Source organism: Sporosarcina sp. AD_1 (assembly GCF_057373025.1).
Genome location: NZ_JBPVIR010000002.1, coordinates 83736 through 108545, shown reverse-complemented (window position 1 = coordinate 108545; position 24810 = coordinate 83736). Strand labels below are relative to the sequence as shown.

The 24810-nt window shown below is 46.7% G+C and carries 28 protein-coding genes; 2 read left to right on the top strand and 26 right to left on the bottom strand.

The features are described 5' to 3' along the window. Nucleotides 1-55: 55 nt before the first annotated feature. From ylqF to ACSW3C_RS03650, 22 genes are all read right to left on the bottom strand, one after another. Nucleotides 56-934, bottom strand: a complete 879-nt coding sequence (gene ylqF, locus ACSW3C_RS03755; protein WP_486560995.1) for a ribosome biogenesis GTPase YlqF — start codon at nt 932-934, stop codon at nt 56-58. Between the two features lie 20 nt (nt 935-954). Beyond that, nucleotides 955-1512 carry a signal peptidase I gene (gene lepB / locus ACSW3C_RS03750; RefSeq protein WP_486560994.1) on the bottom strand — a complete coding sequence of 186 codons (558 nt, stop codon included), beginning with the start codon at nt 1510-1512 and terminating at the stop codon, nt 955-957. A gap of 105 nt (nt 1513-1617) precedes the next feature. Then, nucleotides 1618-1962, bottom strand: coding sequence for a 50S ribosomal protein L19 (gene rplS, locus ACSW3C_RS03745; protein ID WP_184206775.1), 345 nt, complete (start codon nt 1960-1962; stop codon nt 1618-1620). 130 nt (nt 1963-2092) lie between these two features. Further along, nucleotides 2093-2830, bottom strand: coding sequence for a tRNA (guanosine(37)-N1)-methyltransferase TrmD (gene trmD, locus ACSW3C_RS03740; protein WP_486561494.1), 738 nt, complete (start codon nt 2828-2830; stop codon nt 2093-2095). Beyond that, nucleotides 2830-3345 carry a ribosome maturation factor RimM gene (gene rimM, locus ACSW3C_RS03735; RefSeq protein ID WP_486560993.1) on the bottom strand — a complete coding sequence of 172 codons (516 nt, stop codon included), beginning with the start codon at nt 3343-3345 and terminating at the stop codon, nt 2830-2832. The genes trmD and rimM overlap by 1 nt, the downstream gene beginning before the upstream one ends. 105 nt (nt 3346-3450) lie before the next feature. Continuing rightward, the gene (locus ACSW3C_RS03730; protein WP_486560992.1) at nt 3451-3684 is read right to left on the bottom strand and encodes a KH domain-containing protein; all 234 of its coding nucleotides are present in this window, start codon (nt 3682-3684) and stop codon (nt 3451-3453) included. A 15-nt stretch (nt 3685-3699) separates the two neighbouring features. After that, nucleotides 3700-3972 (bottom strand): 30S ribosomal protein S16, encoded by a 273-nt coding sequence (gene rpsP, locus ACSW3C_RS03725; protein WP_060209070.1) that lies wholly within the window; start codon nt 3970-3972, stop codon nt 3700-3702. 103 nt (nt 3973-4075) lie between these two features. After that, nucleotides 4076-5431: a signal recognition particle protein gene (ffh, locus tag ACSW3C_RS03720; protein WP_486560991.1), complete on the bottom strand. Its 1356-nt coding sequence runs from the start codon at nt 5429-5431 to the stop codon at nt 4076-4078. A 13-nt stretch (nt 5432-5444) separates the two neighbouring features. Further along, on the bottom strand, nt 5445-5777 hold the full coding sequence (locus ACSW3C_RS03715; RefSeq protein WP_486560990.1) for a putative DNA-binding protein: 333 nt from the start codon (nt 5775-5777) through the stop codon (nt 5445-5447). Between the two features lie 86 nt (nt 5778-5863). Further along, nucleotides 5864-6856: a signal recognition particle-docking protein FtsY gene (ftsY, locus tag ACSW3C_RS03710; RefSeq protein ID WP_486560989.1), complete on the bottom strand. Its 993-nt coding sequence runs from the start codon at nt 6854-6856 to the stop codon at nt 5864-5866. A gap of 27 nt (nt 6857-6883) precedes the next feature. After that, on the bottom strand, nt 6884-10444 hold the full coding sequence (smc, locus tag ACSW3C_RS03705; RefSeq protein WP_486560988.1) for a chromosome segregation protein SMC: 3561 nt from the start codon (nt 10442-10444) through the stop codon (nt 6884-6886). Between the two features lie 2 nt (nt 10445-10446). Beyond that, a complete protein-coding gene (rnc, locus tag ACSW3C_RS03700; protein ID WP_486560987.1) occupies nt 10447-11214 on the bottom strand; it encodes a ribonuclease III in 768 nt (255 codons plus the stop codon). Nucleotides 11215-11351: 137 nt separating this feature from the next. Then, nucleotides 11352-11588, bottom strand: coding sequence for an acyl carrier protein (locus tag ACSW3C_RS03695; protein ID WP_184206791.1), 237 nt, complete (start codon nt 11586-11588; stop codon nt 11352-11354). A gap of 98 nt (nt 11589-11686) precedes the next feature. Next, complete coding sequence (gene fabG, locus ACSW3C_RS03690) at nt 11687-12433, bottom strand: 3-oxoacyl-[acyl-carrier-protein] reductase (RefSeq protein ID WP_486560986.1); 747 nt, start codon at nt 12431-12433, stop codon at nt 11687-11689. Beyond that, nucleotides 12433-13377 (bottom strand): ACP S-malonyltransferase, encoded by a 945-nt coding sequence (fabD, locus tag ACSW3C_RS03685; protein ID WP_486561493.1) that lies wholly within the window; start codon nt 13375-13377, stop codon nt 12433-12435. Before fabD ends, fabG begins: the two co-directional genes overlap by 1 nt. Then, nucleotides 13371-14366, bottom strand: a complete 996-nt coding sequence (gene plsX / locus ACSW3C_RS03680) for a phosphate acyltransferase PlsX (protein WP_486560985.1) — start codon at nt 14364-14366, stop codon at nt 13371-13373. The genes fabD and plsX overlap by 7 nt, the downstream gene beginning before the upstream one ends. Beyond that, nucleotides 14363-14947 carry a transcription factor FapR gene (fapR, locus tag ACSW3C_RS03675; RefSeq protein WP_486560984.1) on the bottom strand — a complete coding sequence of 195 codons (585 nt, stop codon included), beginning with the start codon at nt 14945-14947 and terminating at the stop codon, nt 14363-14365. Before fapR ends, plsX begins: the two co-directional genes overlap by 4 nt. Nucleotides 14948-15253: 306 nt before the next feature. Continuing rightward, a complete protein-coding gene (gene recG, locus ACSW3C_RS03670) occupies nt 15254-17302 on the bottom strand; it encodes an ATP-dependent DNA helicase RecG (RefSeq protein WP_486561492.1) in 2049 nt (682 codons plus the stop codon). Then, nucleotides 17283-18191 (bottom strand): L-serine ammonia-lyase, iron-sulfur-dependent, subunit alpha, encoded by a 909-nt coding sequence (gene sdaAA, locus ACSW3C_RS03665; protein ID WP_486560983.1) that lies wholly within the window; start codon nt 18189-18191, stop codon nt 17283-17285. The genes recG and sdaAA overlap by 20 nt, the downstream gene beginning before the upstream one ends. A gap of 12 nt (nt 18192-18203) precedes the next feature. Beyond that, the gene (gene sdaAB, locus ACSW3C_RS03660; protein ID WP_486560982.1) at nt 18204-18866 is read right to left on the bottom strand and encodes an L-serine ammonia-lyase, iron-sulfur-dependent subunit beta; all 663 of its coding nucleotides are present in this window, start codon (nt 18864-18866) and stop codon (nt 18204-18206) included. Nucleotides 18867-19107: 241 nt separating this feature from the next. Further along, nucleotides 19108-20775 (bottom strand): DAK2 domain-containing protein, encoded by a 1668-nt coding sequence (locus ACSW3C_RS03655; protein WP_486560981.1) that lies wholly within the window; start codon nt 20773-20775, stop codon nt 19108-19110. Nucleotides 20776-20793: 18 nt separating this feature from the next. After that, nucleotides 20794-21153, bottom strand: coding sequence for an Asp23/Gls24 family envelope stress response protein (locus ACSW3C_RS03650; protein WP_238084145.1), 360 nt, complete (start codon nt 21151-21153; stop codon nt 20794-20796). Between the two features lie 484 nt (nt 21154-21637). Between ACSW3C_RS03650 and ACSW3C_RS03645 the strand changes: the two genes are divergently transcribed. After that, nucleotides 21638-21979, top strand: coding sequence for a hypothetical protein (locus tag ACSW3C_RS03645; protein WP_486560980.1), 342 nt, complete (start codon nt 21638-21640; stop codon nt 21977-21979). Nucleotides 21980-22188: 209 nt separating this feature from the next. Beyond that, a complete protein-coding gene (gene rpmB / locus ACSW3C_RS03640) occupies nt 22189-22377 on the top strand; it encodes a 50S ribosomal protein L28 (RefSeq protein WP_184206806.1) in 189 nt (62 codons plus the stop codon). Nucleotides 22378-22437: 60 nt separating this feature from the next. On the opposite strand, the gene spoVM is transcribed toward rpmB, so the two are convergent. From spoVM to rsgA, 4 genes are read right to left on the bottom strand one after another with little or no spacing between them, the layout of a single operon-like run. Continuing rightward, nucleotides 22438-22584 (bottom strand): stage V sporulation protein SpoVM, encoded by a 147-nt coding sequence (gene spoVM / locus ACSW3C_RS03635; RefSeq protein WP_207962124.1) that lies wholly within the window; start codon nt 22582-22584, stop codon nt 22438-22440. A 14-nt stretch (nt 22585-22598) separates the two neighbouring features. Then, nucleotides 22599-23255, bottom strand: coding sequence for a thiamine diphosphokinase (locus ACSW3C_RS03630; RefSeq protein ID WP_486560979.1), 657 nt, complete (start codon nt 23253-23255; stop codon nt 22599-22601). Next, on the bottom strand, nt 23252-23920 hold the full coding sequence (rpe, locus tag ACSW3C_RS03625; protein ID WP_486560978.1) for a ribulose-phosphate 3-epimerase: 669 nt from the start codon (nt 23918-23920) through the stop codon (nt 23252-23254). Before rpe ends, ACSW3C_RS03630 begins: the two co-directional genes overlap by 4 nt. 2 nt (nt 23921-23922) lie before the next feature. Beyond that, entirely contained in the window at nt 23923-24807 is an 885-nt protein-coding gene (gene rsgA / locus ACSW3C_RS03620) for a ribosome small subunit-dependent GTPase A (protein ID WP_486560977.1), read from the bottom strand. Between the last annotated feature and the right edge of the window lie 3 nt (nt 24808-24810).

Below are 24810 nucleotides of genomic sequence, written 5' to 3'. Positions count from 1 at the left end.
AAAAGGCCCATTTATCCATTCCGCAGCCTTTAACAAATCAAAAAAGCTGATGCAATTAATCCATCATTGCATCAGCTTGCTCTTCCGTCTCGCTCACAAAATCGAATGTCAGCTTCCCTAGAAGCTCATTTCGAATATCTTGTACAATTAACTCGGCTACTTTTTCGTAATCAATTTCTCCGCCTGCCGCATACACTTTCCGGTTTTCACCGACATTATCGAATACTGCGGCGATGTCTTCGCCAACCGTACTGATATGATAGCGTTCCTCAAGCCGTTCAGGATAGTGTTGTTCCAGAAACCGCAGGCCATAGACAGCCAGGTTTTCCATATTGACAATCGTATCCTTGATGGCACCAGTCAGCGCCAGCTTGTAGCCGACCGATTGATCCTCGAATTTAGGCCAAAGGATACCTGGAGTATCGAGGAGTTCCAGTTCCTTTCCGAACTTGATCCATTGTTGTGCTTTAGTCACGCCGGGTTTATTTCCGGTTTTGGCAATATTCTTCTTAGCCAGCCGGTTGATCAGCGTTGATTTTCCTACATTCGGAATGCCGACAATCATTGCCCGTATTGCTCCCGGCCGAATACCTCTGCGTTTCATCCGCTCTATCTTAGGGGCCAGGATCTCTTTTGCAGCCTTCGTAACGGCTTGGAGGCCTTTGCCTTCGAACGAGTTGATGGCGACGGCATGGAGCTCTTTACTTTCAAAATATCGGATCCATTTGGCCGTTTCCCTGTCATCAGCCAGATCCATTTTATTCAGAATGAGCAGCCGTGGCTTTTGTCCAAGCACTTCATCGATCATCGGGTTTCGAGAGGAAAGCGGTAATCTTGCGTCAATTAATTCAAAAACGATATCGACCAGCTTCAGCTGCTCGGTAACTTCCCTTCTGGCTTTCGCCATATGACCTGGAAACCATTGTATGGTCATTTATCATCAAACCCTTTCCGTCATTTCACCATGCCGAAGTCTTCGATGGGCCAGAAGATAAATTTCGTACTGCCAATGATTTCATCAATTGGCACAGCGCCAATATGTCTGGAGTCTTTACTTTTTCTTCGGTTATCGCCCATTACGAAAACATATCCCTCCGGAACGGTTTTCCTGTCAATCTTTTCTTCCAGTGTAAAGTCTTCTGTCAAAGGTCCATCTGTGACCGTCTCTTTGTATTGATCCAAATACGGCTCGTCATAGGCTTTTCCATTCACATACAGTACATCATCCCGGTATTCCACGGTATCACCCGGCAAGCCGATAACCCGTTTAATATAATCCTTTTGTTCAGGAGCATGAAAGACCACAATATCGAAACGATCCGGCTTCCCGATCGTATAGCCAATTTTGTTCACAATCATCCGGTCCCCATCCTCCAATGTCGGCATCATGGAAATGCCATCCACTACGATAGGTGTAAATAAGAAAATACGTATAATGGCAGCTAGCCCGAAAGCAATCAGTAAGGCTTTTACCCATTCCAGTGTTTCGTTTTTCGTCTTTTTCTCTTTCATCGTCTGAACCTCCCGAGTACTTCCTACAGTTATTGTACCTTTTATCCGTACTCCAGGCAAAAAGAAAGAAGGCCATTTTGCAGGCCTTCTCTGATGTTCGTATGATTAGCGAATTTCTTTGATACGCGCAGCTTTTCCGCGTAGGTTGCGAAGGTAGTACAATTTCGCACGGCGTACTTTACCACGGCGTGTCACTTCGATTTTTGCGATCTTTGGTGTGTGTACAGGGAATGTACGTTCAACACCGACACCGCCGGAGATTTTACGGACAGTGAAAGTTTCGCTGATTCCGCCTCCACGACGTTTGATAACAACACCTTCGAAGATTTGGATACGTTCGCGAGTACCCTCGATGATTTTCACGTGCAAGCGGACAGTGTCCCCAGGACGGAAACTTGGAAGATCAGAACGAAGTTGATCTTTTGTTACTTCTGCAATAATGTTTTGCATGGTTTTCTCTCCTTATTCACAGATGCTCTTGCAACATTTTCTGTGCAGCGGAACACCAGTCAGTACGGCTTCACATAGAAGCACATAGTAGATAGTACCATAGAATACGCTATGGCGCAAGGTTTCTCATTCAATTTTCTTGCCGTTTCAGCTGTTCCAGAATCTTTTGCTGATGAGCTGTCAACGTGGCGCTTTCCAGCAGGTCTTTTCTCCGTTCGTATGTCCGCCGGAGCGACTGTTCTTCGCGCCATTTTTCAATTTCCGCATGATTCCCGGACAATAGCACATCCGGTACTTTCATCCCTTCAAAATCCGCCGGGCGTGTATACTGAGGGTGCTCAAGCAATCCGGTAGAGAAAGAGTCGAGAACAGGAGAATCCGAATTCCCAAGTACATTCGGAAGCAGCCTGACGACGCTGTCGATCATCGCCATGGCGGCAAGCTCGCCACCTGTTAAGATGAAATCTCCGATAGACAATTCGTCTGTGACTAGATGTTCCCGAATTCTTTCATCGTATCCTTCGTAATGGCCGCAAAGGAAAATGAGCTGCTCTTCCACAGCCAGCTCCTCCGCCTTTTTCTGGGTAAATGTTTCCCCTTGAGGACACATTAGAATGATGCGGGGACGCTTCTCCGAGTTTGCAGTCAACTCCTTAACCGCAGCAAAGAGAGGTTCTGGTTTCAATACCATTCCCGCCCCTCCGCCGTATGGATAATCGTCAACCTTTTTATGCTTATTCGGTGAGTACTCCCGGAAATCGACGACGCCGAACGATACGGCTCCGTTCTCCTGTGCCTTTTTCATGATAGAAGAGTGTAGAACCCCCTCAAACATTTCAGGAAATAACGATAGTACATCGATTTTCATCATGAGAGGAGGCCTTCCATTGGCTCGATAATTATTTTCTTCTCTTCGATATCGATTTCTTTCACGACGTCCTCGATATACGGAATATAATGCGGCTTTCCTTTTTCAGGGGTCACAGTCCAAACATCATTGGAACCCGTTTCCAATATTTCAGTCACTTTCCCGAGTTCTTCTCCTGAATCCGTAAAGACCGTACAGCCGATGATTTCGTGGTAATAGAATTCGCCTTCTTCCAAATCGCCCAGCTGCTCTTCAGACACTTTCAGAATACCATCTCTATATTTCTCTACATCATTAATATTCATATGGCCTTCAAATGTAAGAAGGTCAAAATTCTTATGGCGGCGGTGCGTCGCCACTGTTAACATCAAAGGCTTCTTTTCATCCGGAAGAAATAAAGCCAGCTTACTTCCGACCGCATACCGTTCCTCCGGAAAGTCCGTCCGTGAGATGACCCGGACTTCACCGCGAATCCCATGCGTATTCACTATTTTCCCGACATTAAACCATTGCATGCTGCTCACCTTCCTTAATTCCCATAATGAGGAGCCGATCCTCCGACACTTCGATTGGACAAGATCAGTGTAGACGAAAAAAGGAAGAAACATAAGTTCCTCCCTTTAGTCGACTATGTCTAGGTAAACTTTCTTACCGTGGTGACTTCCTGCTGCTGAATAAACAATAGTACGTATCGCTTTCGCCACACGTCCCTGCTTCCCGATCACCTTTCCCATATCTTCGGGATTTACGGAAAGTTTGTACGTAATCCGATGTGCCTGTTCATCGACATCGATTTGGACATCTCCCGGATGATCGACTAACGGTTTAACAATTGTTTCAATCAGCTGCTTCATGTCCACCCCTCCTGATTATTTACCGTATTTTGCGTTGTGGAATTTCTCCATGATGCCTTGTTCAGAGAACAGATTACGAACTGTATCTGATGGTTTCGCACCATTTTGAAGCCATTTAAGCGCTAGTTCTTCGTCGATTTTCACTTCAGCCGGTTTCGTTAGTGGATTGTAAGTTCCCACTGTTTCGATTTGACGGCCATCACGTGGTGAACGTGAATCTGCTACTACAATACGATAGAAAGGAGTTTTCTTTGCTCCCATACGTTTAAGACGAATTTTTACTGACATTTTTACTTGCACCTCCGAATAGTTTCACACAAGATAGTATATTATCAAGCTTTCTCATGTTTGTAAAGTGTTTTTTCTTAACACCCTGCTGATTGTTCCATTATCACTTAAAAAACGAATCAAAACCTGGCATTTTCATCTTCTTCTTGCCTTTTTGCTGCATATTGGTCATCTGTTTGACCATCTTTTTCATGTCCTCAAATTGCTTTAACAGACGGTTAACTTCCTGAATGGAAGTCCCTGATCCTTTGGCAATCCGTTTGCGCCGGCTGGCATTAATCATCTCAGGCGATGTTCTTTCTTCCTTGGTCATGGAATAAATGACCGCTTCCACTCGACCCATTTGGCTTTCGTCGACTTGGGCGTTTTCGATGCCTTTGATTTTATTGAACCCGGGCATCATTTTCAGCAATTCATCAAGAGGTCCCATTTTCCGGACTTGCTGCAGCTGATCCAGAAAATCATCCAGTGTAAAAGTCTGCGTCCTGAATTTCTGCTCCAGCTCTTTCGCTTTTTCTTCATCCACATTTGCCTGCGCCTTCTCGATAAGAGACATGACATCTCCCATGCCAAGTATGCGGGAAGCCATGCGCTCCGGGTGGAATGGTTCAAGTGCATCCATCTTCTCGCCCATCCCGACAAATTTAATCGGCTTTTGGGTAACCGAGCGAATGGAAAGCGCTGCTCCACCACGGGTATCCCCATCAAGTTTCGTCAGCACGACACCCGTTATGCCGATTGCTTCATCGAATGATTTCGCTACGTTAACAGCATCTTGCCCTGTCATCGCATCGACAACGAGGAAGACTTCGTCCGGTTTACTTAGTTCCCGGATGTCTTTCAATTCTTGCATCAATGCTTCATCGACATGCAGGCGTCCTGCTGTATCGATAATGACGACGTCATGATGATTCTCTTCTGCTTCCTTCAATGCCTGACGCGCAATTTCCACAGGGGAAACTTCAGTGCCCATTGAGAAGACAGGTATGGTCAGTTGCTTCCCTAATGTCTCCAATTGCTGGATAGCGGCTGGCCGATAAATATCTGCAGCGACGAGAAGCGGCTTTTTATTATGCCGTTTACGCAAAACAGTCGCAAGTTTACCGGTCGTTGTCGTTTTACCTGCCCCTTGCAACCCGACCATCATAATAACAGTCGGCGATTTACGGGAGAATTGGATAGGGTTCTGCTCTCCGCCCATCAGGTTGGTCAGTTCATCTTTAACTATTTTTACGACTTGCTGGCCAGGTGTCAGGCTTTTCATGACATCTTGCCCGACGGCCCGCTCGCTGACCGTCTTAATAAATTCTTTCACTACTTTCAAGTTGACGTCTGCCTCAATGAGCGCAAAGCGCACTTCACGCATCATCTCTTTGACGTCTGCCTCGCTAATCTTGCCTTTACCTGTAATCTTTTGAAGCGTCCCTTGCAGGCGCTGGGCTAAACCTTCAAATGCCATGCACAGACTCCCCCTACTCGTGTTCTTTTAAGCGGCTCACCAATCTCCGCATTTCCTCGGATGTATCTTGTTGATCATTGAGCAATTCTTCCAGACGCTCAATGATGTCCATCCTGCTTTGAAATTTCGAAAATAGATTCAGCTTTTCCTCATAATCTTCGAGCATCGATTCCGTCCGACGTACATTATCATAGACGGCTTGCCTGGAAACGCCGTATTCCTCGGCGATCTCGCCAAGTGATAGATCGTCTAAATAATATAATTGCATATATAACCTTTGCTTATCGGTCAACAGCGATTGGTAAAAATCAAAGAGGAAATTGACGCGAGTCGTTTTTTCCAACATAGTTGCCTACCTCCTCGCCTAGCCTTCCTCTGTATATTAGTATTGATCCGTATATCTGTCAAGTAAAATTACTTGTCTAACAGAGCTCATTGCTCTTCTTCACGTTCTAATCCTTCTGCAAAAAGTCCATAGACATACTTTTCCGGATCAAACGGCTGAAGATCATCCATGCCTTCGCCAAGTCCAACGAACTTCACAGGAATATTCAGCTTGCTGCGGATGGCCAATACGATACCGCCCTTCGCCGTCCCGTCAAGCTTCGTCAGGACAATTCCAGTCACATCTGTCGCTTCCTTGAACGTTTGCGCTTGAATTAAAGCGTTTTGGCCCGTCGTCGCGTCAAGTGCGAGGAGCACTTCATGCGGCGCTCCTTCAATCTCCCTGCCAATGACACGATGCACTTTTTCGAGCTCATTCATCAGATTTACTTTATTTTGCAACCGGCCGGCTGTATCGCAAATCAACACATCCACGTTCCGGTTCTTCGCCGCACGTATCGCATCATACATGACAGCAGCCGGATCAGAGCCTTCTGATTGTCTGATCACTTCCACGCCGACACGCTCTCCCCAGACGACTAGTTGATCGATTGCGCCCGCGCGGAACGTATCTCCCGCAGCAAGCATGACCGACTTACCTTCCGCTTTAAAGCGGGCAGCCATTTTGCCGATCGTCGTCGTTTTACCCACGCCGTTTACGCCGACCATTAAAATGACGTTTAACCGTCCGTCCTGCAAGTTAAGCTCATTCGTCTCTTCGTCACCGGCATTATAGATTTCCACCAATTTTTCCGAGATGACCGACTGGATGCCTGCTGTATCTTTAATGTTTTTCCGCTTAACTTCAAACTTTAGTTCATCGATCAATTCCATGACCGTTTCCATACCGACATCCGCCTGCAAGAGGAGTTCTTCGAGCTCTTCAAAAAATTCCTCATCCACTTCCCTGAATCGGGCAACAAGGTCATTAACCTTCGAGGTGAAGGAATTCCGGGTTTTCGATAATCCATCTTTGAATTTTTCAGTTACTGTCTCATTCGACCCTGTAATTTTTTCTTTTAATTTCTTAAAAAAAGACAATGCACTCTCTCCTCTATCCATTCATTTTCAGCTCATCGCTTCAACCGGCACTTCTGACAGCTTCACCGATATAAGCTTGGAGACGCCTGATTCTTGCATCGTAATGCCATATAGGACGTCCGCACCTTCCATCGTCCCTTTCCGGTGTGTGATGACGATGAACTGCGTATTGTCGGAAAACTTCTTCAAATATTTACTGTACCTTATTACATTCGCTTCGTCGAGAGCGGCTTCCACTTCATCCAGAATGACAAATGGAACAGGACGGACCTCAATGATAGAAAACAGCAGTGCAATTGCAGTCAGAGCCCGTTCCCCGCCAGACAGCAGGCTTAAGCTCTGCAATTTCTTCCCTGGCGGCCGGGCTACTATTTCAATGCCCGTTTCCAACAAATTCTCCGGTTCCGTGAGAATCAAATCCGCATCCCCGCCACCAAACATTTCTTTGAAAACAATGTGAAAACGGCTTTTCACAGCATGAAAAGTAGTCGAGAACCGGCTTTCCATTTCACGATCCATTTCAGACATCGCCTCAGTCAACGTCTTCTTCGCTTCCAACAGATCGTTCCGCTGTTCAGTGAGAAACTGATGCCGTTCCGACACTTCCTTGAATTCCTGTATGGAGCTTGGGTTGACGGCTCCAAGCTCTTCCAATTCTTCTTTTAGCCCGTTGACTTGCATACGGATTTGCTGTGCGTCAAAATCCTCCAGAACGGATTCCATATCAGGGAATAAGCCATACTCGTCCAGCAATCTGCTTGTGATCGATTCATATTTTACTTCCAGTCTGGAAAGGGCGACATTCAGATCATTCAACAATCTGACGAGCCTGTCTGATTCAGCACGCTGCTTCTTGAGGGATTCCTCTTTCTCTTGCAGTGTTTCTGCGAGAAGAACCCTGATTGAGCGCTCCTTATCCACTTTAGATTCGATCGATTTTTTCGCGGAAGCCGATTCTTCAATTTTTATTTCTATTTCCTCCGGCGTATAGTCGTTCCCTTTTCCTTTGCCGGAAAGAAATTGGCGTTCTTCTGTTAAGCGATCAACTTTCCGCTGAATGTCGAGTAGAAGCCTTTCCATATCGGACACGGATGTCTGATGGAAAGTGACCTGTTCTCTAAGGACGGCTGCCCGTTCTCTTAATTCGGAGTTACGGGCTAGCAATGCCGCTTCTTCCGTCCTCCGATCAGAAGCCAGTCGTTCCAATTGTGCAATTTCAGTCTGCAATGTTTCCAGATCGTTTTTAACTGTTTGATGCTTTTGAAGCAAGTGCTGACGTTTAGCCGCCAGCTCTGAACCGGCCGTTTCCGCCCCTTTCATGCCGATTTCCGAAGTGGCGATTTCCGACTCCACCGTACGGATCTCCATCAACGTTTCGCGAAAGCGGTTTTCGACCGTGGCCTTCTCTTGCCTTATTGTTTCAAGTTCCTTTTGCAAACTGTCCGCTTCGTGCATTTGCTGGGCGACTTTCATTTTCGAATCACTAATTTTTTTTGTTCCGATATCAATTGATTTAGACATTTTATCGAGATGGCTCTGCAGTGATTCCAGCTCCGCTTTCCTTGAAAAGACGGAGGATTGTCCTTTCACCCCGCCGCCAGTCAATGATCCGCCTGCATTCACGACGTCGCCGTCCAGTGAAACGATTCGGTATTTATAGCCGATCGTTTTGGCAATGGCCGAAGCTCCGGCCAGTGTTTTCGCGACTATCGTGTTTCCAAGAAGATTGGCAGCAATGACGCGATAGGCATCCGCAGTGGAAACGAGCGAGTCTGCCGTTCCAACATACTCCGGATGCTGCTTCGCGATCTGTAAGGACGCCTCGGGAAGAACTCTCGGCTTCATAACGTCTCTCGGCAAAAAGGTGGCTCTGCCGGCATTTCTTGATTTCAGATAGGCAATTGCCTTGCGGGCATCCTGTTCAGTTTCCGTAATAATATGTTGCATTGCGCCTCCTAGTGCGATTTCAATCGCTTTAGCATAAGGAGGCGAGACGGAGACGAGTTCAGCGACCGCTCCGTCAATCCCAGTCAACTTGTCCGCTTTCCTGGCAACCAGTATTTCTTTAACACCTGAATAGAAGCCCGAAAACTCCGTTTCCAAACTTCGCAACGCCCGCAATCTGCCCTGCATTTCATGTTGTTTATTCAAAGCAGTTTGCATTAACTGCTGTTGTTCAGCCAAATCCTTTTCGGTAGAACGCAATGAATCCATCGCCGTCTTATATTGATCTTCGCTATCCTTCAGACGGGCCGTCAATGATTCGAATTTCGACTGGCGAATTTCCCGCTCCTCTTCCAACTGTTTGCGGCGTTCTAATAATAAGGCGGTTTGCTGCACGATCCGATCGGTTGACAGCTTTTCTCCTTGCAGCCGTTCTTCAATATGCTTTACATCATTCCGGATGGTTGCTTCTTCATTCAAGCGTTCGATATAGGTCGATTTAAGTTCCTCAATTTCCTGTTCCGTCTCACTGACCGAACGCTTTAGAACTTGAGAGATTTCGTCCATTTCTTTTTTTACCGCTTGGCTCTCGGTAAGGATTTTCTGTAATTTTTCTTTCGTTTTTTCAAGTTTATTGACAGTTTCCTCATTTTCAACTAGCGCATCGGATAATTCATTCGTAATACGCTCCAAATGCTGCTCAGCATTCCGTTGCTGTTCGAGTGATAGAAGACGGCGTCCTTCCCATTTTTCCGCTGCCGCACTCAAATCGATTAATTGCTTTTGGAGTGCATCCAGCAGTTGATCCTTTTCAGCAAGGGCAGCTTTTGTTTCCTCTGCCTCGCCCTCCAGCTGTTTTAGAGCGCTGTCCACCTCAGTTTTTTGTGCTTGAAGTTTATCCAGCTCTTCCATTTCACTGATGATGTCATGTTTCAACTGAAAAGCATCGAAATTCAATAACTGCACATCTGCTGCACGCATCTGCTCAGACAGGGCAAGATGTTTCTCAGCCGCTTCCGCATTCTTTTGCAACGGCCCGATTCTCGTATCGAGCTCTTTAAGAATATCCAGCACCCGATCTAAATTATCTTCCGTCTCAAACAGCTTGTGCTCCGCTTTACGTTTGCGTGTCTTGTATTTTAATACACCCGCCGCCTCATCAAAGATACTCCGGCGATCTTCTGGTTTGCTATTGAGGATTTCATCGACTCGGCCTTGGGAGATGATGGAGAACGCTTCCTTGCCGAGACCTGAATCCATAAAAATATCGTTAATATCCTTCAGACGGCATTGTTGACCATTCAACAGATACACGCTTTCGCCTGAACGGAAAACCCTTCGACTTACACTGATCTCAGAGTAATCGAGGGGAAAACGACCTTGCGTATTATCAAGAATTAACGTAACCTCAGCAAAATTGAGTGGTTTACGCGAATCACTGCCGGCAAAAATAACATCTTCCATTTTTGATCCACGCAACGATTTCGCCGATTGCTCACCGAGCACCCAACGGATCGCATCCGTTACATTGCTCTTCCCGCTTCCATTCGGCCCAACAACTGCTGTCACTCCCGGTACAAAGTCAATGCCGACCCGTTCCGCAAACGACTTGAATCCAATGATCTCTAATCTCTTCAGAAACACACTCAGTTCTCTCCTTCGTTGCCTTTCCCCTGCAATACTTGGATTGCCTGGCAGGCAGCCTGTTGCTCGGCCTCTTTCTTCGATTTCCCAATGCCTGTTCCAAGCTGTCGATCATCTAATCTGACAACGGTCACGAACTTTTTCGCATGCGCAGGACCCTTCTCCTCAATAATTTCGTAATGAAGCTGCCCATTATCATTTTGCTGGACAATTTCCTGCAAACGGCTCTTATAATCCATCACATGCGAAAAAGCACCGACGCCAACCTTTGGAAAAACGACTTTCTCCAAAAACTTTGTTACAATTTCCATTCCTTGATCCAAGAACAAAGCACCAATAAATGCTTCAAACACATCGGCCAGCAGAGCAGGACGCGTTCTTCCTCCTGTCTGTTCTTCACCCCGCCCTAATAAAATATAGTCACCAAATTTCAGTTCATTTGAAAAAGTGACGAGAGAGGGTTCACAAACGATAGCCGCTCGAAGTTTTGTCAATTGGCCCTCTGACATATTGGGTTCTGTAGAATATAAAAATCGGGAAACACCTAGTTCCAATACGGCATCTCCTAAAAATTCAAGTCGTTCATTGTCGGTAAATCGTTTTCTTCGATGTTCATTAACATAGGACGAGTGCGTGAATGCGTTGTACAGCAGAGAGGCGTCCTTGAATTGAATTCCTAATGCTGATTGGAGTTCCTCAAATTTTTTCCGCTCTGCCACAGGCAAAGAGCCTCCAGTCGATTTGCTTTTTTGATTCCGATTTTGTGTCATATAACGATCTGCCTTTCTTTCATGGTGTTTTCATTTTACCTCGTTCACGCAGCACATGCAAAACCGAAAAGAGACACTTTCAATTCAATCCGGCAGCCGGTGAAATGAAAGGGTCTCAATCGGAGAAAAGTATTTTCTTATTTTGTTTTTTCTTCGATATAATTAACTGCGTCGCCGACAGTGCCGATTTTTTCAGCATCGTCGTCAGAAATTTCCATATCGAATTCATCTTCTAATTCCATAACTAGCTCAACGACATCCAAAGAGTCTGCGCCAAGATCATCACGGAAAGAAGCTTCAGGTTTCACTTCGCTTTCATCGACACCAAGACGGTCGACAACCACTTTCGTTACGCGCTCAAGTACAGTAGACAAATTAGTCACCTCCTTTCAAAGATAGTGCCCATCCAAAATACCAAGTAGCAGAAATTGCATAAGGATTTGAACAGGAAATCCAATCATTCATTGATAAATTACATGACCATGCCGCCGTCTACATGAATTGTTTGTCCCGTAATGTACGCCGCTTCATCCGAAAGAAGGAATGCGACTACATTCGCAACATCTTGCGGATCGCCTAATTTACCAAGAGGGATCGTCGAAAGCATTTGTGTTTTCACATCTTCCGGAAGAGCATCGGTCATATCTGTTGTAATGAACCCCGGTGCAACAGCATTCACTGTAATATTGCGGGACGCGAGCTCCTTTGCCGTTGTTTTGGTCAGTCCGATGACACCAGCTTTCGCTGCCACATAGTTGGCTTGACCCGGATTACCTGAAACGCCGACAATGGAAGCGACATTGACAATTCTTCCGGCACGCTGCTTCATCATTTGACGGGTAACGGCCTTTGTGCACAAGAAAACACCTTTTAGATTAATGGCCATGACATCATCCCATTCGTCTTCCTTCATGCGCATGAGTAAATTATCGCGGGTAATCCCTGCATTGTTTACTAGATAATCAATAGAGCCAAATTGCTTCATTGTTTCGTCCATCATCGCTTTTACGCTTTCCGCATCCGCAACGTTTGCCTGAACGGAGATCGCCTGGCCGCCTGATGTAGTGATTTCTGCCACCACTTCTTCCGCTTTCCCTTGGCTGCCGCTATAGTTGACGACTACGTTCGCTCCCTCTTTTGCAAGACGCAGAGCGATTTCTCTTCCGATTCCCCGGGATGCGCCCGTTACAATCGCAGTCTTCCCATCAAATTTCCCCATTACGACCATCCTTTCGAAGCTTCCATGACAGCTTGCAATGTATCGTTGTCATAAACCGGCATTACAGTAGCACTTCTATCAATCTTCTTAACTAAACCGCTTAATACTTTTCCAGGGCCGCACTCAATGAAATGGGTCACGCCAAGGTCAATTAATTGTCGGACAGATTCTTCCCAGCGAACAGGGGAATAAAGCTGTTCAACTAATAATTTCTTGATTACCGCTGAATCTGTTACTGGTTCTGCTGAAACATTAGCCACAACAGGAATCTCTGCATCTTGCCAAGTCAACTGATCCAATGCCTCTTGGAGTTTTTGAGCAGCCGGTTGCATTAACGCTGAATGGAACGGCCCGCTGACATCCAGAGGGATTGCCCGCTTTGCCCCGGCTTCTTTCAGCTGCACACATGCCAGATCCACTCCTGCTTTCGTACCCGAAATAACAATTTGGCCGGGACAGTTCAAATTAGCCGGCTGAACGACATGGCCTTCCTTTGTAATGGCGTCCGTCACCACTTTTACTGCATCCGCGTCAAGGCCGAGTATCGCTGCCATTGCCCCTTCTCCCGCAGGAACCGCTTCATTCATAAAGAGTCCCCGTTGGTGGACGATAGATACCCCGTCTTCATACGCAAGCACGCCTGAAGCGACAAGCGCCGTATATTCACCAAGACTATGGCCGGCTGTATAATCCGGCACAATTCCAGCATCGTTAAGCTTGGAAGCAATCATGGCACCGACTGCAAGCAACGCAGGCTGCGCATGATACGTCAACGTCAACTTCTCTTGAGGCCCTTCCTTGATTAGTTCACTCAGGCTGAAAGGAAGTGCGTCATCCGCACGGAGGAGGAGGGTTGCGCTGTTTTCATCAGCCGCAGCCAGCTCTGTGCCCATCCCAACCGATTGAGATCCTTGTCCCGGAAAAATAAATGCTAGTTTCATGATTCTTTCTCCGCCTCTCTAACTGTATCCTGTATTGTTTTGCAAACATTATGCTGTACCATGGTTCTTGCTTGCCGAATCGCATTCAAAATGGCATTGCTATTGGACGAGCCATGGGCTTTAATAACTGGAGCTGCCAACCCGAATAGGCCGGCGCCTCCATATTCCGTGTAGTCCATTTTATGTTTTAATTCACGCAAGCCATCTTTGATAAGAACAGCGGAAAGTTTCGATTTGAATGAAGCTCCATATACGCCCTTTAGCATGGAAAAGAATCCAGCCGCTGTTCCTTCAATTGTCTTTAAGACCATGTTTCCTGTAAAGCCGTCCGTTACTACGACGTCCGCCACGCCTTCCAGCAAATCACGGGCCTCCACATTACCCACAAAATGGATGGGCGCTTCCGATAGAATATCAAAAGCAGCCTTCGTCAATTCATTCCCTTTGCCTTGTTCAGTCCCGATGTTCAGCAGCCCGACCCGCGGATTCGATATCCCTCTCACCTTTTCCGCATAAATGCTTCCCATAACTGCATATTGGCCAAGATGAGCTGGCTTGGCATCCGAATTTGCACCGACATCTAACAGGACAAACCCTTTCCCATCAAGGGTTGGAAGTGTAGGAGATAAAGCAGGACGATCAATCCCATCAATGCGGCCGACAATGAATAAGCCTGCCGCCATAAGGGCACCGGTATTACCAGCCGATACGCAGGCATCGGCTTCTCCATCTTTGACAGCCTGCGCCATTTTCACCATGGAAGCGTCCTTCTTCCTGCGGATTGCACGAACGGGCTCATCTTCCGCCTCAATCTTTTCACTGCATGGAATGACCTGCAGCCGGTCATGCGTTTCCAGGAACGGGGCCATTGCCGACTCATCCCCATAAATATGTATATGTATATCGTCAAATGCACGAAGGCTTTGAAGCGCTCCGGCTATAATTTCCTTAGGTGCGTGGTCTCCGCCCATCCCATCCAAAGCGATGATCATTTTGATTCCCTCCTCGTATCTGTACCAGAACGATACATTTGAAACTCACCCGAAAACACCAGTTCATTTTCAACGGAGGAAGTAATTTCGACAACCGTCCGTCTTCCGGTTGAAAGATCATAGTTCACGATCGCCCTTGCGATCACACGGTCGCCGGCTCGAACAGGACGATGAAAATGCAATCTCGAGTCAACCGTCAAGGCCAGATCATCATCCAGTACCGCAACTGCCAATGAATTCGCCTGTGCGAATAAATGATGGCCGCGAGCAATGCCACTGCGCTGAAATACATGATCCGAAGTGACGTCAAAAATGGATACCGCACGCCGGTCCAGTTCAATATCGACGATTTCACCGAAAACCTCATCAGACTGCATCGACTTCAGTTCTGCCTCCAACGAACGGGTGGCTACACTTTTCAGACGTTCTCGCAACTCAGGTATGCCGCATTCCAAGCGATCCAAGCGAATTGTCTGCACACTGACTCGAAAATGTTTGGATAACTCCTCATCAGTCATAAACGGATTTTCATCCAGCAACGCCCCGAGACGATGTTGCCTTTCCTTTTTAGGAATCCTCAAACCATTCACCCTTCCGGATTAGCACTTGGTACTAATATCAGTATATAAAGAGTAAAATAAGATTGCAAGCCCGAATAGAATTGGCAGAATCCAAAATTACTTGGCGCTCCGGGATCCAATCTGTTCCTTGACGAGTCTGGAAACGGTCATACACGAAATACCAACCGGACGATTGTGTTCCAGCAGGAAACGCTTCAAATACAACTCAATATTGCCTATTTTGATTCATGAAATGAAAAAAGTGACGGGTAAACCACTTGTTTTCCCGTCACTTTCTACAAACCATCCCAGGCGGCAGAGCTACGTTCAGTCGATCCTCTCCCCGCTTAAAGCCCCTGACTCCTCCAAGTATTCCCGTAGAAGCGCGTATTCCGGCTCTTCCCAAAAGGCATGCATCTCGAGCAACCGCTCCGCATCGTGCCTCGCCGTATCAAGCGCCCGATAATCATGGACGAGATCTGCCATTTTGAATTCCGGCAAGCCGCTTTGCCGTCTGCCGAAGAATTCGCCGGCACCCCGCAACTCCAGATCCTTTTCAGCAAGTACAAAGCCGTCGTTCGTCTCCGTCATAGACTGCATCCGTTCTTTGCCTTCCTCGTTTTTCGGATCCGCCAGCAGCACACAAAATGATTGATCCGCCCCCCGGCCGACCCTTCCGCGCAGCTGGTGCAACTGAGCCAGGCCGAACCGTGTTGCGTCATAAATCAGCATGAAGGTCGCGTTTGGCACATTGACCCCTACCTCAACAACGGTCGTGGACACTAAACAATTAATCTTGCCTTCACTGAAATCCCGCATGATTTCATCCTTCTCATCTGCATGCAGCCTGCCATGCATCAACCCGATTTTATACCTTCCCGCAAAATGGGCAGTGAGCTGTGCATGCACATCCACTGCGTTTTGGACGTCGAGTTTATCCGATTCCTCGATAAGAGGGCATATGACATATGCTTGACGTCCGGCTTGCAATTCCTTCTCCATTTTCCGCAAGACGGGCAGGATCGACGATTCCTTCAGCCAGAAGGTTTGCACTTTTTTCCGACCCGCCGGCATTTCATCCAGAATCGATACATCCATTTCGCCAAAGGCGGTAATTGCCAATGTTCTAGGTATCGGCGTCGCCGTCATAAACAAAACATCAGGGCTTACCCCTTTGTCCCGCAGCACCCTCCGTTGCTCCACACCAAAGCGATGCTGTTCATCCGTAATAACTAAGCCAAGTTTACGGAAAGTGACTTCCGGTTGAATCAAAGCATGTGTTCCAATCAAAATATCAATCTCTCCGGCCTCTAGCTGTTCTAGAATGATCCTTCTCACTTTTCCTTTTGTCGACCCTGATAAAAAGGCGATATTCACTCCTAATGGCTGAAACCAGGCGGAAAGAGATTCCGCATGCTGTTCCGCCAATATTTCTGTCGGAGCCATCAAGGCGCCTTGAAAACCTCCCGTAACTGCTGCGTAAAGGGCAATTGCCGCAACGACTGTCTTTCCGGATCCAACATCGCCTTGCAAGAGGCGATTCATGCGTGTTGGACTTTTTAACTCGGCACAGATTTCGTTGACCACTTTCTTTTGTGCATTTGTCAGTTCGAAAGGCAGTGCTGCAATAAAAGTTTTCAGTTTGTTAATATCATAAGGGATCATCGTGCCTGGATCACGATCTTTTCGGACTTTCTTCATCCCTACCATTTTCAGTTGGAATTTAAGAAGTTCCTCATAAACAAAACGCCGCCTTGCCTGTTTGACGTCCTGAAGACTGGTCGGAAAGTGAATCAATTCCAATGCATCCGAGAGAGGTGGGAGTTTGTAAGCTGTTTGAATATCGGATGGAATAGGATCTTGTAATTCATGCGCAGCTGTATCTAGAGCAATCCTCATATACTTCCTGAAGGTTTTCTGATGCATCACGCCTTTTAAACTGTAAACAGGTTCAAAATCATTTTGAGCCGTTTTAGGTCCTTCTGAAAAGTTGCTCACATTAATAACTTGCCGTCCACGATCCCATTTTCCAGTGATGGTCACAATCATGCCGATCTCCAGCCGGTCCTTCAAATAGTGCTGATTGAAAAAAACCGCCTTGATCAGATGATTTCCGACGAGAACACGAACTTGCAACCGGGAACGGTTTTTTCCAACGAAAAGAACGGAAGGCTCGCTTTCGACCCTTCCTTCTACGGTGACCTTTTCATTATGAGGTGTAGCCGCTAAATCCTTGATCCTAAAATCCTCATGCCGATAAGGAAATGTCAGAATCAGATCTTCAATCGTCTCAATGCCTAATTTTTGAAACTGTTCAGCCGTCGCTTTACCGACACCCTTTAACGTTGTGACAGAATCAAGACTGGACAGTGTCACGAGCAGACTGATCCTTTCCGAAGATTTCCGCTTCCAGAGCCTTTCCTGTCGGAGTTGCAGCAAGTCCGCCTTTTGCAGTTTCTCTAAGGGCGGAAGGCATCGTCTGTCCAATTCGGTGCATAGCTTCGATCACTTCATCTGTTGGAATACGGCTAACCACTCCCGCAAGCGCCATATCAGCACCGACAAGTGCTTTGGCAGCCCCCATCGCGTTACGTTTCACACATGGCACTTCAACGAGTCCAGCGACCGGATCACAGACGAGCCCAAGCATATTTTTCATAACGATGGAAAAGGCCTCTGCACTCTGCTGCGGTGTACCACCAGCCATTTCAACAATAGCAGCTGCCGCCATAGATGCCGCAGAACCTGTTTCTGCCTGGCAACCCCCTGCCGCACCAGAGATTGATGCATTATTCGCAACGACAAAGCCGAACGCGCCAGACGTAAATAAATAGTTGATCATCTGCTCACGAGTCGGATTCAATTTATTCTTTACCGCGAAAAGCGTCCCAGGCACAATTCCTGCCGCGCCGGCAGTCGGTGTCGCACAAATCATGCCCATAGCGGCATTCACTTCGTTCGTAGCAACCGCCTTACTCACAGCATCCAGAATTAAATCACCGGAGAGTGATTTACCGCTTGCAATGTATTGCTGCAAAAGAACAGCATCCCCGCCTGTCAGTCCGGATGTCGATTGTACGCCTTTCAGTCCTTGTTCCACCGCTTGTTCCATAACCGTCAAGTTCCGATCCATCTGGGCAATGATTTCCTCACGCGAACGGCGTGTTATAAGCATTTCCTGCTCAATCATAATTTCAGATATCGGTTTATTTTGAGTTTCCGCCAAAGAGACAAGCTCTTTCACGGAGCTGAATAAAATATCCATTTCGAGTCCTCCTTAGTTAGCCAAAGTAGATACTTGTGTCACATTCGGCAAGGATTGCAATTGGTTGATCAACGTTTCATCAAAGATTTGATCCACTTCAATAACCATCAAAGCCATCTTTCCTTTTTCTTTCCGTCCCACTTCCATATGGGCTATATTCATGCCTTGTTCTGCAATGGTATTGGATACGCTGGCAATAACACCTGCACGGTCATCATGAACGACGAGCAAAGCAGGATAATGTCCAGAAAGCCGCAATGGGAAACCATTCAACTCTGTCACTTCCATCGTCCCACCACCGATCGAGATGCCGACCAGCTCCATTTCTCCCTTGCTGTCTCCGATGACAATACGTGCGGTATTCGGATGATCCGCTTCTTCCTCTTCCGGAATGAACTCAAAGGTCATGCCGGCTTTTGCAGCATCCTCGAAGGCGGTTTTGATACGCTCATCGTCTGTATCATAATCCAATAAGCCGCCGATGATCGCCACATCTGTGCCGTGACCTTTGTACGTTTCGGCGAATGAACCGTATAGATGGATTCTTGCCCACTTCGGCTGCCTTCCAAATAGATCCCTCGCCACTCTGCCGATTCTGGCAGCACCTGCTGTATGTGATGATGAAGGCCCAATCATGACTGGACCGATAATCTCAAAAACCGATCTGTATTTCATGCCATTTCTCCCCCTTATGAAAGCCAAAACTCTACTCTTCATTTTACACGATATAATAGTTTCTGACAAAAAAGAATGAACGACAAACGGTTTACACTACTTATGGAGAGATTAAGGAAATGACCTAACAAGGAATGTATGTTCTATTTTATTATATCATACTACTTTTCCACAATCCTCTATAACGGCTGATGAAATCAACAAAAAAACGGCATGCCAATTTTCTGGCATGCCGTATGACTTATTCAACTGAAAGTATATATGGATAAAGCGGCTGCTTCCCATTATGGAGTTCAACTTCCACATGATCATGGGTAGACTCAATATAGTCTGCCATTGCTGACGCCTCTGTTTCTGTAACGCCTTCTCCATAAATAAGAGTAACAATTTCATCGTCTTCGTCAATCAAAGAATCGATCAATTCCTTCATTGCTTCCTCCAAAGCAGGTGTGGAAATGACAATTTTTCCTCCAGCGATTCCCATAAAGTCATCTTTGTGGATTTCTACTCCATCAATGGACGTATCACGGATAGAATGGGTCACCTGTCCTGTCTTCACACCGGAAGCAGCTTGAATCATCGATTGTACGTTATCGTCAACAGTAGCTTCTGGATTGAAAGCAAGAATAGCAGCAAGCCCTTCCGGAACTGATTTTGTCGGCACTACGCCTGCTTCGATGCCTACAATTTCTGCTGCTTGATTGGCTGCCATCACGATATTTTTATTGTTTGGCAAGATAATGACACGCTCCGCTTGGACATCCTGAACTGCTTTGACAATGTCCTCAGTTGATGGATTCATTGTCTGTCCGCCTTCGATCACGACAGAAGCTCCGATACTCCTCAGCAAGTCGGCAACGCCTTCTCCCATCGCCACAGTCACAACCGCATAAGGATGCTTCTCAGTCCCTTTGCCGGCAGATGGAGCGGTTGCATTGGATCCGCCTACAATATTCGCATGCTGCTGGCGCATATTTTCAATTTTAATATTGATCAATGAGCCATACCGCTGTCCATAATTCAGCGCTTCTCCTGGTTGTTCCGTGTGGATATGCACCTTTGCAAGCTCATCGTCTGAAATGACAAGAAGAGAATCTCCGAATTGACTGAGATCCAGGCGGAACGTATTTTCATCAAAAGGCGTTGCCGCTGTTTTCTCTTGTTCAAAACGAACCATGAATTCCGTGCAATAGCCGAACTCAATATCCTCTGTGTTCATAAAGTCTTGTACACTACGATGGTGCTCGGCATTAACCAGTTCATCCATCGAATCGATAACGGAACGCTCCGGCAGCGGCTCTCCCCGCAAGCACGCAAGGAACCCTTCGTATACAAAAACTAGACCTTGTCCACCACTATCAACGACGCCTACTTCCTTCAGAACGGGCAACAGATCAGGAGTGCGTTTCAAAGAAGCTTTCGCCTCCGTAACGACCGCTTCCATCACTTCGATTAGATCTTGGGTTTTCGCCGCTGTAGCCACCGCTTGTTTGGCAGCGTCCTTCGCGACCGTCAGAATGGTCCCTTCCACCGGCTTCATTACAGCTTTGTACGCCGTTTCCACGCCATATTGAAGGGCATCCGCAAATGATTGGCTTGTCAATGTCGCTTCATGCTCCACAGCTTTTCCAAACCCGCGGAACAGCTGTGACAGGATGACACCCGAGTTGCCCCGTGCCCCCATCAGCAGCCCCTTGGATAGAGCCTGTGCAGTTTTACCCAAATGCTCCGATTGATTCGCTTCCGTCTCTTTGGCACCTGACGTCATGGATAAATTCATATTCGTCCCTGTATCGCCATCCGGCACCGGAAACACATTTAACGAATCCACATAATCGGCATTTTCATGAAGGTGATGAGCACCCATCTTCACCATTTCCGCAAATTTCAAACCATCTACTGAGATCATCGAAATTAAATCCTCCTTCTAGTTCGTTACCCGAACCCCTTGAACAAATATATTGACTGATCCGACCGTCAGCGAGAATGTCTTCTTCAACGTATAGATCACTTTGGATTGCACTTGGTAAGCAACTTCCGAGATTTTCGTCCCATATCCGATAATGACATACATATCGATATGTGTCTCATCACCAATATTCCGAACGATAACGCCACGGGCATAATTCTCTTTGCGAAGAATATCAGTAAGCCCATCACGAATCTGGTGCCGGGAAGCCATGCCGACAATGCCATAGCATTCCACAGCCGCTTCTCCAACCACTTGGGCGATAACGTCATTCGTAATATCGATTCTACCGTACTCGTTCTTCAATTCGATTGACATAATTACGTCCCTCCTGCATCCTTAATAAACTTCCCTAATTGTACTATACACCATTTAAAAGCGGAAGTGCCCGTTTAGCGACTAAAGCGGAGAGGGCCGCTTAGCCTCGACAGGCGCTGGAGGGCTTGGATGAAAGGCGCTTTTGCCTTACATCCAAGACCGAAGCGACCCGAGAGGCTGGCCCTCGCAGCTGGATGAGTCGTACAGACTGGAGACTTTCCTTCAAGATAAAGGAAACACGGTACGCAAAGCGGACCGATGTTGACTTATCGAAGAAGGAACAGTCGAAGTCTGCTAGACGCTGGGCACTGGAGCTGGATACTAACTGTATAAAAGAATCTGCGTCGAGCTAAGAATAAAAGCGGAAGTGCCCGTTTAGCGACTAAAGCGGAGAGGGCCGCTTAGCCTCGACAGGCGCTGGCCGACTAAGCCCGCCGCGTCCTGCGGCAACGTCGGCACTAGCATATCGTGTGCGTCGGAGGGCTTGGATGAAAGGCGCTTTTGCCTTACATCCAAGACCGAAGCGACCCGAGAGGCTGGCCCTCGCAGCTGGATGAGTCGTACAGACTGGAGACTTTCCTTCAAGATAAAGGAAACACGGTACGCAAAGCGGACCGATGTTGACTTATCGAAGAAGGAACAGTCGAAGTCTGCTAGACGCTGGGCACTGGAGCTGGATACTAACTGTTTTTCGATCAGCGATAACTGGTGTTCAGAAAAACAGTTGGGGCTTCATTCCGATTTATTGGCGTTCAACTTGATTTATTGGCGTTCAGCCGAAGTTATTGGCGTTCAAGTCGAGTTATTGGCGTTCAGCCGGAGTTAACGGCAATTTTACGTTAACCGATATTACTGTGTAGTATTGTCTAACTCTTCAGCAACATATATATCTTCTTTACAAAAAGAAGTGTAAAGTATTACTCCTTGAAAGAGACTCCAAAAAAGGTTGCAAGCCTATAGGTCCTATGATAAAGTATTATGGTATGCGAATGATAAAGTGAATCGCTTAATCAACAATAGCGAGGAGGAAATAAAATGGCTAAACAATGCGTAGTTACTGGTCGTAAAGCACGTTCAGGTAATTCCCGTTCACACGCGATGAATGCAAACAGACGTACATGGGGTGCAAACCTTCAAAAAGTCCGTATTCTTGTAAATGGTAAACCAAAACGTGTTTGGGTTTCTGCTAGAGCCCTTAAATCAGGTAAAGTTCAACGCGTTTGAGGATAATCTCAACGCACTTTTCCTTAAAAACAAAAAAGTAAAACGCCAAGCCGATGGAGATCAGCCTGGCGTTTTTTCTTTTTTCTTCTTCTTTGTCCGATTGTTAGAAGACGCTGTCGCTTGCTTCTCTTCTTTGTTCATGACGACCATGCATTTTCTAACAAAACTACTGAGAAACTTCGGCATTGTGAACGTATAGACTCTCAATTCCCCGGCTCCTTTCAGGAATCTGAACTCCTTACCATTAAACATATGCCCTTTCGGAACGAGATAGTACAAACTTCTGAAATTGCTTCGTTGCTTGTGAATCGAGTCATGCCTGTTTCCAGTAGCGCATTGGCGACTTCATATTTAAAGCCGGTCAATGTCATGCCTTCCACTGTTGCCCCGCCAAAAGAAAAGAACGATACATACTCCAGCTCTTCCTCTTTGTTCATCCGATGAACCCCTGGAAACAAAATAGCCAGTTCATTGGATTTACTGCGGATGGTAAATCTTTTTTTCGGATGCATTCGCTGCATTCGATACAGCAGATGGAGGGCCGATTCGAAATGGTCCAATCTCCCTCCGGTCACACCTGTTATCAAAATATGTTGCGGGTCAAGAGTTAATGCACGCTGTATGGCCAATTCCGTATCCGTTTCATCTTTTTCCGATTCTACTTTCGTCACGACCGGCACAAAATGTGAAATTCTTTCGTATTCCACGTTCGTGACTGAATCAAAATCCCCGATCGCCTCGATTGGAAGGATTCCTGCGTTTAACAGATAAAGAGTTCCCCGATCGGCTCCAATGAATGCGGTCTCTTCTTTTGGCAATACAGTTAAATCATATAAATCCTCTTCCGGGCCGCCTGAGCAGACGACGACCTGGCTCATTCGTTCAAAGCTCTTTCGCCGGCTGACTTGATGCGCTGCAATGCCTCCGCCCGGTCTGCCTCATTATAGATCGCCGATCCCGCAACAAAAATAGTGGCACCCGCCTTCACACAAGGAACTATCGTTTCTTCGTTGACCCCTCCATCAATTTCTATCTCGATGGATAAGTTGCGCTCCCGAATGATCGTTGCGAGCTGTTCTACTTTCGGCAACACCGAATGAATGAATTTCTGTCCGCCAAACCCAGGATTCACTGTCATGAATAAAACCATATCAATGTCCTCCAGCACATGCTGGATCGTTTCTACAGGCGTATGCGGATTCAAGACGACCCCTGGCTTCACGCCATAGGATTTGATTAATTGCAGCGTACGGTGCAGATGGCGGCACGCCTCTACGTGGACTGTTATATAATCGGCACCCGCTTTTGCGAATTGTTCAATGTAATTGTCTGGATTTTCGATCATCAGATGAACATCCAATGGTAGTGTGGTAACAGGCCGCAGCGCCTCCACTACGATTGGTCCCATTGTAATATTGGGGACGAAATGGCCATCCATGACGTCGATATGAATAAGTTCCGCGCCTGCCTTTTCAACTTCTTTCACTTCTTCCCCAAGCTTTGAAAAGTCAGCAGATAAGATGGATGGAGCAATTTTTACCATGATTACATATACCTCGGCTTTCGGTCTGTGATTTCTTGTAGAAATTGCAAATAGTTGTCGTACCGCTGTTGAAGGACCTCCCCTTCCTCAACGGCTCGTTTTACTGCACATCCTGGCTCTTTCAGATGGAGACATCCACGGAATTTGCATTCGGAGGATAGTCGATCCATTTCAATAAAATAATGGCGTAGCTCTTCCCGTTCGATATGTTCAAAATCCAACGAGCTGAAACCAGGCGTGTCCGCGACAAGACCGCCCGCCACTTTAATCAATTCTACGTGGCGTGTCGTATGCCGCCCCCTACCCAGCGCTTCAGATATTTCACCAGTCTTCAGCTGCAGTTCCGGCAACAGCGTGTTTAATAGAGTAGACTTGCCCACTCCGGACTGGCCGGCGAGAACAGTCGTCTTTTCAGAAAGATAAGGTTGGATCGATGCCAAAAGAGAAGAATCATCCCGATGGGTTTCCAGCACATCATAACCGATCTTCTTATAATAGGATACAGCTGAATCAGCAAAAGCAAGTTGCTTTTCCCCAGCAATATCTCTTTTTGTCAAGCAAATAATCGGCTCGATACCAAGCGATTCCACGATGACAAGAAATCGGTCCAACAAGTGGAGACTCAAATCAGGTTCTATGATCGAGAACACAAGTAAAGATTGATCGACATTCGCAATGGGCGGTCGCACGAGCTCATTTTTTCTAACATGGACCTCTGTAATCGTCGCATCGTTATCGCCCTCTTGATGGAAAGTAACAAGATCGCCTACAAGCGGACTGATCCCACGATTCCTGAATACTCCCCTGCCTTTGCATTGAATCACTCTTCCTTCATGCTCAACATAATAAAAACCACTGATCGCTTTAATAATTAATCCTTCCGGCATCCA